At 55.3% G+C, this 11,863-nt stretch carries 10 protein-coding genes and 1 pseudogene; 8 read left to right on the forward strand and 3 right to left on the reverse strand.

The window, feature by feature from the left end:
• The 3 genes from VI25_RS21345 to VI25_RS21355 form a co-directional block, all read right to left on the reverse strand.
• Positions 1 to 402 (reverse strand): MBL fold metallo-hydrolase (locus VI25_RS21345; protein ID WP_045690216.1); only part of this gene is annotated, 402 nt, incomplete at its 3' end.
• A 191-nt stretch (positions 403 to 593) separates the two neighbouring features.
• A complete protein-coding gene (locus tag VI25_RS21350) occupies positions 594 to 947 on the reverse strand; it encodes a DUF4267 domain-containing protein (RefSeq protein ID WP_055562856.1) in 354 nt (117 codons plus the stop codon).
• Positions 948 to 1,037: 90 nt separating this feature from the next.
• Entirely contained in the window at positions 1,038 to 1,616 is a 579-nt protein-coding gene (locus VI25_RS21355) for a Crp/Fnr family transcriptional regulator (RefSeq protein ID WP_045690218.1), read from the reverse strand.
• Positions 1,617 to 2,346: 730 nt separating this feature from the next.
• Here VI25_RS21355 and VI25_RS21360 point away from each other — a divergent pair.
• The 8 genes and pseudogenes from VI25_RS21360 to VI25_RS21385 all read left to right on the forward strand — a co-directional run bounded on the left by VI25_RS21360 (position 2,347) and on the right by VI25_RS21385 (position 11,717).
• Positions 2,347 to 2,778, forward strand: a complete 432-nt coding sequence (locus VI25_RS21360) for an energy transducer TonB (protein ID WP_052695601.1) — start codon at positions 2,347 to 2,349, stop codon at positions 2,776 to 2,778.
• Between the two features lie 45 nt (positions 2,779 to 2,823).
• Entirely contained in the window at positions 2,824 to 3,195 is a 372-nt protein-coding gene (locus VI25_RS21365) for a carboxypeptidase-like regulatory domain-containing protein (protein ID WP_082455767.1), read from the forward strand.
• A gap of 1,147 nt (positions 3,196 to 4,342) precedes the next feature.
• Positions 4,343 to 4,654 (forward strand): annotated as a pseudogene (locus VI25_RS27380) (carboxypeptidase-like regulatory domain-containing protein); the annotation flags it as partial.
• A 164-nt stretch (positions 4,655 to 4,818) separates the two neighbouring features.
• The gene (locus tag VI25_RS21370) at positions 4,819 to 7,539 is read left to right on the forward strand and encodes a SusC/RagA family TonB-linked outer membrane protein (RefSeq protein ID WP_236705186.1); all 2,721 of its coding nucleotides are present in this window, start codon (positions 4,819 to 4,821) and stop codon (positions 7,537 to 7,539) included.
• A 14-nt stretch (positions 7,540 to 7,553) separates the two neighbouring features.
• Positions 7,554 to 8,489, forward strand: coding sequence for a RagB/SusD family nutrient uptake outer membrane protein (locus VI25_RS28710; RefSeq protein WP_316934398.1), 936 nt, complete (start codon positions 7,554 to 7,556; stop codon positions 8,487 to 8,489).
• A gap of 65 nt (positions 8,490 to 8,554) precedes the next feature.
• A complete protein-coding gene (locus VI25_RS28715; protein ID WP_410503455.1) occupies positions 8,555 to 9,481 on the forward strand; it encodes a RagB/SusD family nutrient uptake outer membrane protein in 927 nt (308 codons plus the stop codon).
• Positions 9,478 to 10,152 carry a DUF3823 domain-containing protein gene (locus tag VI25_RS21380; protein WP_045690640.1) on the forward strand — a complete coding sequence of 225 codons (675 nt, stop codon included), beginning with the start codon at positions 9,478 to 9,480 and terminating at the stop codon, positions 10,150 to 10,152. Before VI25_RS28715 ends, VI25_RS21380 begins: the two co-directional genes overlap by 4 nt.
• 443 nt (positions 10,153 to 10,595) lie before the next feature.
• The gene (locus VI25_RS21385; protein WP_082455769.1) at positions 10,596 to 11,717 is read left to right on the forward strand and encodes a glycoside hydrolase family 43 protein; all 1,122 of its coding nucleotides are present in this window, start codon (positions 10,596 to 10,598) and stop codon (positions 11,715 to 11,717) included.
• The last annotated feature ends 146 nt before the right edge of the window (positions 11,718 to 11,863 follow it).

Consider the following 11,863-nt stretch of genomic DNA (forward strand, 5'->3'; position numbering starts at 1 on the left):
GTCGCTCAGCGTCTCGTCCACCGCCACGGGCGCCACGCTCGTAATGGGCCCCTTAATAATAACGTGGTAGATGAGCTTATTCACCAAGCCTGGGGTGAGCGCCAGCGGCCGGCTGCTGACGCCTTGTTCCAGCAAAGGCGCATCCGTGTGGTGGGCGTACACGCGGGCGTTGGTCTGGCGCTGAATCTCGGCGGCACTGCCGCTATGGTCGGCGTGCAGGTGAGTGAGGATGATGTGCTTAATGTCGGCCGGGTTCTTTCCTGCTGCCCGCAGGGCAGCGAAGATTTTATCCGTGCTGCCGGGCAGGCCGGTGTCGACCAGCGTTAGGCCATCGTCTTCTAGTAGGAAGGCATTGACAGCCCCCAGGCTGAGTTGGTACAGCCGCTTCGTGATTTGTTTCATGAGAAGGAAGGATAAAAAATGATGCTGAATACTAATACCAGGTGAATGGACAAGTAGAGCAAGCAGCGGGTGCTTTGCGGCCCAAACCATCACCTATTGATTACAAATGCTTTTGGTTGACGAGTAAAGGCTGCCCTGGACAGTTTAGTTGGAGGAAGCCGCGGGCCGGGCCAAGCTAAAGAGCGACACCGTCAGCCCCAGCAGCAGCACAATGGCAACCACGTGCGCAGGGCCAGCGCCAGTGAGCCGGTGGGTTGAGCCAGCACGATGGCCAGGTCCACGCTGGGAATTAGCGCGCCCAGCAGTGCGACCCAGGCCAACGGACGGTCGTAGCCCAGGCCGGAGAAAATGGCCAGTAGCAGGCCCGAGAAGACGTCGCGGATGCCTTTAGCGTAGTGGAAGGAGTACTGTACATCGGCGGGGGGCAGAAATACGCCGTAGCCTTCGGCCCCGAGGCGGGGGGCCAGCAGAAACCGAGTACCGATGAAGACCATGCCCAGGCCGAGGAACAGGCTGAGCCCGCGGGTGATGTTGCGTCGTGTCATGACGAGGAGGTTAGGGGTTAAGTACCTGACAAAGGTGCAGCCGCCCAGACCAGCCAGTCATTCACTCAAGTGCATAAATGCCTTGCGGCTTTATAAGATAGCTCGACCCCGAATGCGGCTCAGCGACTGAGGCTTCACGCCTACGTAGGAGGCGATGTAGTACTGAGGAATGCGCTGGAGCAGGTCGGGGTAGGTGCGCACGAAGCGGGCGTAACGCTCCTCGGGCGTCTCCTCATAAAACGAAGTCAACTGCCCCAGCACATCTACGAACAGCATCTCGGCCACCAAGCGTCCAAACCGCTCCCCCTGCTGGACCTCCCGGTAGAGGCGCTGCAGGTTGTCGTAGGAGATGGAGAGCAGCCGTGCGGGCTCTAGGGCTTGGATAGCGTGCACGGCGGGTTGAGCCGGCAAAAAGCTACTATAGTCGCCGATGAACTCCCGCTCGCGGCCAAAGTAGAAGCTGTGCTCCTGCCCGTCGCGGCTACGAAAGTTGTGAAACACGCCTTCCACGATGAAAGCGACCTTGCGGCTCACCTCGCCTGGGCGCAGAAAAAAGCCGCCCTTGGGCACCTGTTCAGCCACGAATAACTGTTCTAACAAGGCTTCCTCGGTGGGGGACAACGTGACGAAGTGGCTCACCACTGCGAATAGGGTTTCGTGCGGCGTCATAGCAACGGAGGATAGGATGAAAGCCTGGTTAAGGAAGATAATGCGCAAGTTGTGTGGGTTCGCCTAGGGGGCATACCTCTTGGCTACCTAAAATAATTGCCATCAACATATGTGATAGAGGTGAGCAAGCACACTTAAGGGCGTGTCAGGACGAAACAACGAGAATGTGAACACAACTTGTAAATCCGGGTAATCTGATAATCATCAGCGCTTCGTCAAAACTAGGCCGTGAAGTGCTTTCAATCTCCAGGGTAGGTACGCACTGTGTTAGCTGCCCCGCGAAGGTTCGAGGCGATGTATTGGTGGGTAGATTCAAGCAGGTGAGCCGGCACCTGCGCGGTAGGTGGCGAGGTGATGACGGGCAGCTGACTTTCGGTAGCCGTATATATAAGGTGTAGCAGCGCGAGAAACAGGCACTATGTCGCTTTTACTTCAACGACTGATAAGGTTTACTTATCGGTCCTTATACCCATAATAGCTTATAGCTATTCCGCTCAGGTGAAAGTTCAGCACATCACGCAATGTCTTACGCACTGTACGATGTGCTGAATGCATATTGATAAACCTTAATATATGGTGCATGAACAGTGTGCACGGCCTACGTTCGTAACACAACCATAACGATAAGGTGATGTGGCCGCGATGCGTAAGCTCAGGCGTTGCAGTAGGTTTACATAGCTAAATCATATTCTCTTCGATGCTTCCTACTTGCACGCTCTTACTTTCGCTCGTGCTGACTGCCTCGGGTGTGGCGGCACAATCTCTAGCTGCTAAGAGCTACGCGGCTCCAAGTGCCGCGGCTAATGCATCGAAAGCCACCCCGGCGGCATCTTCGGTAGCGCCCACAGTCTATTATGCTGCCGACGAAATGCCCTCCTTTACTGGCGGCGCCCCAGCATTACTTAAGTTCCTACGCGCAAAACAACAATACCCGCTCGAAGCTCAGCAACTCAACATTTCCGGCAAGGTACTAGTCAGCTTCGTAGTGGATGAAGAAGGACGGCTGCGGGACCCGCAAGTGGTGCGAGGCCTAGGCGCTGGTCTCGATGAGGAAGCTCTTCGCCTAGTTCGCATTATGCCCTGGTGGGTACCTGGCCGCATAAATGGTCGTCCCGTGCGCGTAGCCTACACCCTACCCATTGTATTCCAGCTGCTGGATTAGTAGCAAGAAGAGTACTAATTCTAAATTTTCGAAAGAGTAAACCGCATGCGAAATCGTTCTACTACTGCTGGGTTTATTTCAGGTAGCCTTATGCTACTGAATAGCTTACTCATCTCAACACCAAGTAGCGCCCAAACCACCTCAAAGCAGACGGTACTTAGCGGTCGGGTAGTAGATACTGAGCTGCACCCATTAGCGGGGGTAAGCGTTTGGGTGCCCGGCACTACGTTCACTACAAGCACGAATGCCGACGGAGCATTTGTCTTGGAGGGCTTAGGGGCAGGCAGCCATGCGCTACGATTTGACTTACCCGCTTATCTGCTTACCGAAATAACGGTGAGTGATACAACCCGTTTGCCTTTGATAATCAAGCTGCCTGCTACACGTCCTGCTGTGCGCGTAAAGCGGCGGCCCTAGCTTTTCCGTCAAACAATTCACCATTGTCTAACTGACGTAACCTAGAGCTTTTACTTACAACTAGATGTACAAGGTGGGTATCTCTTATGCTTTGGTACGATGCAGAGAGGATAGGATGCCCGTTCATGCAATATACCTCAAGCTATAATTATGAGAGAGGCACGTTGCCTCCTGACCACTGATATCGTTTGCATAAAAAGCGCTAAAAGTGAGTGCCCACTCTTTAGTAGACTTCAGGCACCTAGGGAAATGAAATTGGGGTAATTCCAGAATCAACTAGACACTATTGGGAGCATTTTTGGTATGTGTCCTCATATCACGGCAGGTCAGTAGTAGTCTGAATCAACGAAGAGTGCTGCCTAAAGGAGAAATATTTTAGCAGAGACAGGACATTCTTTAGGAAGATTTATAAAGAATTCTTCCCTCTTTTTTGCCTAAAAATTCTCTCTCTTAAGTCGTGTCAAACGGTGGGTTTTGACCTCTTAGAGCGATTGGATTCACTAGACATCGTACTTGCCCCAACTCTGGGCGCCTTTCAAAATGGATGGATGGCAAGCAATAGAAGCGCTTTCTATAGTAGTGTTGCCACTGACGAAGTGCATTGGGGTCATGTTGTGCTACACTATCTAAATCTGCAATAGAAACTGCCTTGGTTAGCTCATATAAGGTAATTCGCTAGGCAGCTGTTGCAGACTGTTGTCGAGATTACCCCTCTTTTTCGGCGAAATTATCCCCTTTAGCTTCTGCTGACTAGAGTACTTTTAGCCATGCTTATCGGTCACTCATGTACCCATTGGCTACAGTGAAATATCCCCTCTCCAGTCGGTCTACCGTAATGGGGGCGCGCTTGGTTTAGCTGCGCTATTTGCCGCCACGCTCCCTGCTGATTCTGCACAGGATACCCGCTGCTTTTAGTACCTGCTCTTTCGCCTACAGTTTAGTACGACTACCTGCGTCATAAGTCTTCGCCCGCCTTGCGAAGCCCTGGCAACCAGTCGTATTTCTCTCCACTTGGTAAGCCTGCTTTTGGCTGCACTGCTTTTCGAACGATACTCCTACCCCCTACGGGCTTGCACAAACGATTGTGTAACCCTCCATAAAATCCCACTATATGAGAAAAAAATTACGTACTGCTGCGGGGCCTGCCATGGCCCGGCGGGCGCTGGTACCCCTAACATGGTGTGCTTCGGTTGGTACCGTGCTAGGTGCCGTTGGCCCTCTGTCGCTCCGTGCTGAAACGTCGGCTACAGCGCTTCAGCAAGCTGAAATTGAAATACTAGGTGCCGTAACTGATACCAAAGGTGAACCCTTGCCTGGCGTCAACGTGGTCCTGAAAGGAACCTCAAAAGGCACTGTTACCGACGAGCAGGGGCGCTTCCGGATACTGGTGCCAGACGCAAATGCGATGCTCGCAATATCCTTCGTAGGCTTTAAGAAGCAGGAGGTTACTGCCACACCTGGGGCGCGCATGGCAATAAAGCTAGAAGTCGAAGATACGTCGCTGGGCGGCGTGGTCGTGGTTGGCTACGGCACGCAGTCGCGCGCTACCGTGACGGGGGCCGTGGGCCAGATCACCAACGAGGAATTGGTTCGTACCCCGGCCGTGGCAGCTACTAGCGCTTGGTGGGCCGCATTCCGGGCCTCACCGCCCGCCAGGGCGATGCCCGCCCCGGCAGCGGTACAAGCATTCAAATTCGCAACATGGGCTCCCCGCTCTATGTCATTGACGGAATTCAGTCAGAAGAAGGTCAGTTTAACAACTTGGGGCTGAGTGATATCGAAAGCATTTCCGTACTGAAGGATGCTTCGGCGGCAATCTATGGTATGCGGGCCTCCAACGGCGTAATTCTGGTGACCACCAAGCGTGGTAAACTGGGCAAGCCCGTTGTCAACATCAACGGCTACTACGGCCAGCAAAACTTCACCCAATATCCTCACCCGGCCAATGCCTACCAGCACCAGCGCGGCTTGGTGGAAGCCGAGCAGAACCGGGCCCAAGTGGAGCGCCGGGCGCCAAACCCTGTAGTTGACCCCGTAAAAGGTACCGTCCTGACGGCGGAGGAACTGGAAAAGTGGCGCACCGCCTCCGACCCGGCTTACAAAAGCTACGATTACTACGACATGGTATTCCGGCCCAACGTGCCTCAGTACTACGTGAACGGCAACGTGTCGGGAGCCACCGACAACATGTCGTACTACCTGTCGGGCAGCTACCTCGATCAGAAGGCGCTTATTGAAGATAACTACTTCAAGCGCTACAATATTCAGGCAAACTTGGAGGCCAAGGTTACCCCGCGTCTGCGGCTGGGCACCCAGCTCTATGGGCGCACAGAGTTCCGCCATACGGCCGGCGTACCGGGCCTCGACGACTATTTCAACCCGTTTTTGAGCGTGTTCTCGATGTGGCCCACCGAGTCGCCCTACGCCAACGACAACCCGAACTACGTCAACCAAACGCACAACATCAACGTCAACCCGGCCACCTATAAGGAGTCCATTACGGGGTACAATGATGACGACTGGCGGGCGGGAAAGATGAACCTGTACGGGCAGTATGACTTTGACTTCGGCTTGAGCGTGCGCGCTACTGGCTCTTATAACTACACCACCAACACGTTCAACGGCTTCGAGTACACCTATAATGGCTACCGGTATAATCCCACTACGCAAACCTACGATTTGGTGCCGGGTGGGGGAAACCAGAACCCGTGGCGGGAGCAGCGCCGCCGTGCTATTATTGAGCGGTCTGGGCAAATACAGCTAACCTATGTCAAACAGCTGGGTGACCATGGCTTAACGGCTACGGCGGCCTATGAGCGCTATGATACCGACAACCGGTTCAACATTGTGCACACGGTGCCGCCCAACAATACCATTCCCATTCAGTACTTCGCCAACCAAGACTACCTCTACGATGAGGTTTCGGAGGTAGCGCGGGCCGGCTATGCCGGTAGGGTAGGCTACAACTACAAACAGAAGTACCTACTTGAACTCCTGGGCCGCTACGATGGCTCATGGCTGTTCGCGCCGGATAGCCGCTTTGGATTGTTTCCCGCCGTGACAGCAGGCTACCGTATTACAGAGGAGCCCTTCATCAAGAATAACGCTATTGGGAACATCCTTACCGAACTGAAACTCCGCGGTAGCTACGGCATCACGGGTAGTGACCCATCAGGCCTAGCTCCCTATAGTTACCAGCAAGGGTATGATTTCGGCTCGGGAGCGTCCGTATTCAACGGAAACTATACCATTGGGGTGCGTCCGCGCGGCTTGCCCATCACTACCCTCTCGTGGGTGCGCAACAAAACTACCAACCTTGGTCTGGATTTCGGGCTGTGGGGAGGGAAGCTGTCGGGTGCATTCGACGTCTTTGCCCGGCGGCGTGAGGGCCTCCCGGCCCCGCGCTACGATGTGCTCATACCCCTTGAGGTGGGCTATGGCTTGCCAAATGAAAACCTTAACTCCGACGTGACGCGAGGCCTTGAAGGCGTTCTAACGTACGCGGGCACTGCCTCACCTGGGTTTACGTACTCCGTGAGTGGGCACGCTACCATCGCCCGGCGTTTCGACCTCGACATTTATAAGCAGCGCTTCGGCAACTCCTGGGAACGTTACCGCAGTTCCTACATCAACCGTTGGGGCGATATTGGCTGGGGCTACCAAGCTATTGGGCAGTTCCAATCACAACAGGAAATTGCCGATTACACGGTGGATAACGACGGCCAGGGCAACCGTACCCAGCTGCCCGGCGACATCATTTACAAGGACGTGAACGGCGACGGGGTAATCAACTACCTCGATGAGCGCCCCATTGGCTACCTGCAGGGCGGCAACCCACTAGTGACCTTTGGGGTCAACACCAGCCTGGGCTACAAGAACTTTACTCTCACCTTCGACATCGTGGGGGCCGGTATGCAAACCTACCAGCGGGAATGGGAGCTGCTGATTCCTTTCCAGAACAACGGCACCTCACCCGCTTACATGCTCGAAGACCGGTGGCACCGGGCCGACCCGTACAACGCTGACAGCCCCTGGGTACCGGGTAAGTACCCGGCCATCCGGCGCGACGCCGGCGGCCAAGCGAACTACAACCGCCGCAGCGACTTCTGGATTAAGACCGTGCGCTACGTGCGCCTGCGTAACCTGGAGCTGGCCTATAGCTTACCTAAGCCCTGGCTTGGCAAAGTGGGACTATCGGGAGTGCGGGTGTATATGAATGCCACCAACTTGCTGACCTTCAGCACGCTTAACGACATCGATATTGACCCGGAAGTAGCAGCCAGCAACGGCTTGGGCTATCCTCCCCAGCGACTGCTCAACACGGGCCTTTCGGTAACCTTCTAAGCCTCTCCCTACTAATGAAATACACGCTTAAAACCTTGGCATTGGGCACCGGGCTACTGTTAGGCCTTACCACCAGCTGCCAGAAAGATTTCCTGGAACGTACTCCCCCCAACATCATTCTTGATGCGCAGCTCTGGAATGACCCGGGCCTGATTACGGGCTTGCTTGCCAACTACTACGACCGCATACCCACCCATACCACTACATATTTGGGTGCCGACTTCAACGCCAATCCGCGCCGCCGGACCGGCTGGCCAGATTTTGCTGCCTATGATGAAGCCATGTGGTCGGGCAACGGTAATGGGCCTAATGACTTGTTCAGCTTCGATGCTTTTCGCTGGGAGAATTGGAATTACGGCCTCATCCGAGACATCAACTTGGCCTTGGAAGGCCTCGACCAATACAGCAATGCGCTGACTTCCGCGCAGAAAGAACAGTTTAAAGCCGAGTTTCGCTTTCTACGGGCCTACACGTACTTCGAACTGGGGAAGCGCTACGGGGGAGTACCGTTGGTAACATCCCAACTCGTGTACAACTTCAACGGCGACACGACCCCACTGCAGGTAGCGCGCAGCAAGGAAACGGAATTGTATGATTTCGTGGCCAGTGAGCTGGATGCCATCAAGGGCACGCTGGGCAACGCCGGTAGTGCTACGCGCGCCAACCGCTACACGGCTATGGCGCTGAAGTGCCGTGCCATGCTGTACGCCGCCTCCATTGCCAAGTATAATGCGCAGTCGGGCCTCAATATCCAAACCAGCGGCGGCGAAGTAGGCATTCCAGCCAACCTTGCCAACGCTTACTACCAAAAGTCGCTCGACGCGGCTAAGGAAGTGCTGGCAGGTCCATACTCGCTCTACCGCGCCAATCCTAATTTGGGTGAAAACTTCTACGAGGCTCTCACGAAGAAAACCGCTAACGCGGAAATCATCTGGCGAAAGACTTCCTGACCGCCAAGGACTACCGACACTTCTTTTCCTACGACAACATTGCGCGGGGCATCCGTGAAGACAATCTGGGGTCGTCGGCCATTTCGCCCATCCTCAACTTGGTGGAAGCCTACGAGTATCTCAATGGTGCCTCAGGTGAGTTGAATATCCGCAACGCGGCAGGTACTGACTTCATCTACTACGACAACCTAAGTGGTCCTTTCGCCAACAAGGACGCCCGTCTCTACGGCACGATAATTTATCCTGGCTCCACTTTCAAGGGGCAAGAAGTACAGCTGCAGGCAGGCGTAAAAGTGTGGAACGCCACCAGCAACTCCTATCAAACCTTTGAGGGCGGCCTGGCCAGCGTGTACGGGGGAGCAGCATTCCCCACCGGCGACGGCAAGCTTCTGACCGGCAGCTCGGGGCCACAGGCTAACCAGCCAGAGGTATCCAACTCAGGCTTCTACCTGCGCAAGTTCATTGACTCGGGGGCGGGCACCAGCAGCCGCGGCATCCGTAGCGACGTGTGGTGGGTGCACTTCCGCCTGGCCGAAGTATTGCTCAACGCCAGTGAAGCCGCCCTGGAGCTAGGCAACACGGCAGAGGCAGTTACCTATGTGAACCGGGTACGCGAGCGAGCTGGATTTCCTGCTAATAGCCTGACGACTAGCACCCTCACTTTAGCTCGCCTTCAGAACGAGCGGCGCGTGGAGCTGGCCTTTGAAGATCACCGCGTGTGGGACCTCAAGCGCTGGCGCATTGCGCACCAGGTTTGGAACGGCAACGCAACAACCCTAACGCCGTGGCCTATGTGCTGTTTCCTTACCGCGTGGTGCGCCCCGGCGACCCGCGCGACGGCAAGTATGTATTTGAGAAAAGGGTGTCGCCGCGCTACCGTACGCCGCGCAACTTCCAGCCATTCAACTACTACACCTTCATCGGGAACGGCATTCTCAACAACAATCCCAAAGTCGTTCGCAACCCCTTCGAATAGTCCGCACCACTCATGAAAAGATTCACCATCACGATGCTGGCTGGGCTAGGACTACTGGCCGCTAGCTGCGAAAAAGACAACTACTCCCCCCCTTCGTCCCAGCTAACGGGGCGCGTAACCTTCCAGAACGAGGTCATAGGCGTGCGGGGGCAAGGAGGCGTGCAACTAGAACTGTGGCAGCGCGGCGAAGCACTCCGCAACAAGATTCAGGTGTTTGTGGCCCAGGATGGTAGCTATTCGGCTACTCTCTTCGATGGCAACTACAAGCTGACGCGCCTGCGCGACAATGGCCCCTGGCAGAATAACACCGATAGTATTGACGTGGTTGTGCGCGGCAACACGGTCATCGACGTGCCAGTTCAGCCCTACTTCGTAATCCGCAACACTACCATCACTAACGCGGGCAACGTAGTGACTGCCAGCGCGCTGATTAGCCAGGCTACGGCCGGGCGTACCATTGAGTCGGCAACGCTTTTCCTCAACTCTACCCAATTTGTGGATACCAACAACAGCTTGATAGGGCAAGTAAGAAAAGCCAGCGCCGACCTCGGCAATCTTACCCAGCCTCAACTCTTCTCCTTTACCGTACCCGCCGCCACTCGGGGCGTAGTGTATGCCCGCATAGGAGTAAAGACCCAAGGGGTAAACGAGCTGATATATAGCCCCGTGCAACGACTCAGCTTGTAACCTAGGAAGCTAAGAACACCTGCCGCTTTTTACTCCTCACGGTAGACAGGGCAGGATACGCAACGCGTGGCGCCAGTAACAGTACGTATGGGAATACGGCCTGATATATAGGGAATCAGGCCAGCCCAGTGTGAGTGAAGTACGTGCTGTTAAAAGCCGGTCGGGTGGGAGTGGGAACCTACTCGGCCGGCTGGTGCCGCGTCAGCGCCATCCGTTTAGCTTACCAGCGCATAACCCGTTTCACGAAGGCTACCCTGCTGCTGAAACGCATAGCTTCTAGCTTGCCGTGGGTAGACTAGGTGCGGCGCCGCGGGGCCAAAAGCCAATGTGCTAGCCAAACAAGTAGGTGGCTGACCGAAAAACCTATTAAACTTAGCGGAGGCAAGTCTTGCAGTGCCTTGGTGCTGCTGACAGCTTACCCGCACTGATTATCTCTTTCTTTGATGAAATACCCGCTTTACCTGTTTCTGTTGCTGCTAAGCGTTTGTACTTCGGCCGGGGCCAAGCCGCCAAAAGCCACCCCGTACAGCGCCTACCTGTTTGCGTATTTTACTGGCAACGATAAAAAGGAAGAGGCCATTCGCTTTGCGCTCAGTCCCGACGGGTACCACTACACCGCCTTGAATGGCAACCGGCCCGTGGTCAGCTCGGCCGCCATCAGCGAAACGGGGGGCGTACGCGACCCGCATATCCTGCGCGGGGCCGACGGTAAAACCTTCTACATGGTAGCTACCGATATGGTATCGGCCAAGGGCTGGAGTTCAAACCGGGGTATGGTGCTGCTGCGCTCTACCGACCTAATCAATTGGAAGTCCAGCGCCATTAACTTCCAAAAACGCTATGCTGGCCAGGAAAACCTGAAGCGGGTGTGGGCTCCGCAAACTATTTATGATGCTAAGGCGGGTAAGTACCTTGTGTATTTTTCCCTGCAGTACGGCTCGGAGCCCGACAAAATCTATTACGCCTACGCCAATAAGGACTTTACCGATCTGGAAGGTGAGCCGAAGCAGTTGTTTTTCTCGCCCACCAATGGCTCCTGCATCGACGGTGATATCGTAGCCAAAGACGGCAAGTACTACCTATTCTTTAAGACCGAAGGCCAGGGCAACGGTATCAAGATAGCCGTGTCTGACAAGCTGACGGAGGGCTACGTGCTGCGCGATAAGTACGTGCAGCAAACGACCAACCCGGTGGAGGGTGCGGGCACCTTCAAGCTCAACAACTCCGACGACTACATTCTGATGTACGACATGTACACCAGTGGCCGCTACCAGTTTACGCGCACTCAGGACTTGCAGAACTTCACGGTGGTAGACCAGGACATCAGCATGAATTTCCACCCGCGCCACGGCACGGTGCTGCCCCTGACTAGCGCCGAGGCCGCCCGCTTAGCGGCCCGCTGGATGAACCCATCCGACGTATTGCTGAACTCAGCTAACCCAGCCATTCGGAAGAACAATACCGTAGTGGATAGCGCCCGCCGGCAAGGTAAACTTCGTTGTAGCGCCCGGCACCAGCCTGCAAGCCTTCGATTTGCAACTCAGCACCCCCTGCCTTGCCCGTAACGCCTAGGGGTCCGCAGAACTTCAGCAAGGGCCCCGTGACGTATACAGTTGGCAAAGGCGCGGCTAAGCGCGCATACCAGGTGCGTGTAACCGAAACTCGTAACCCCGTGCTGGGCGGCTATTACGCCGACCCCGACATTTTGTAT

Origin of the sequence: Hymenobacter sp. AT01-02 (genome assembly GCF_000961955.2) — a bacterium.
Lineage (GTDB): Bacteria > Bacteroidota > Bacteroidia > Cytophagales > Hymenobacteraceae > Hymenobacter > Hymenobacter mucosus.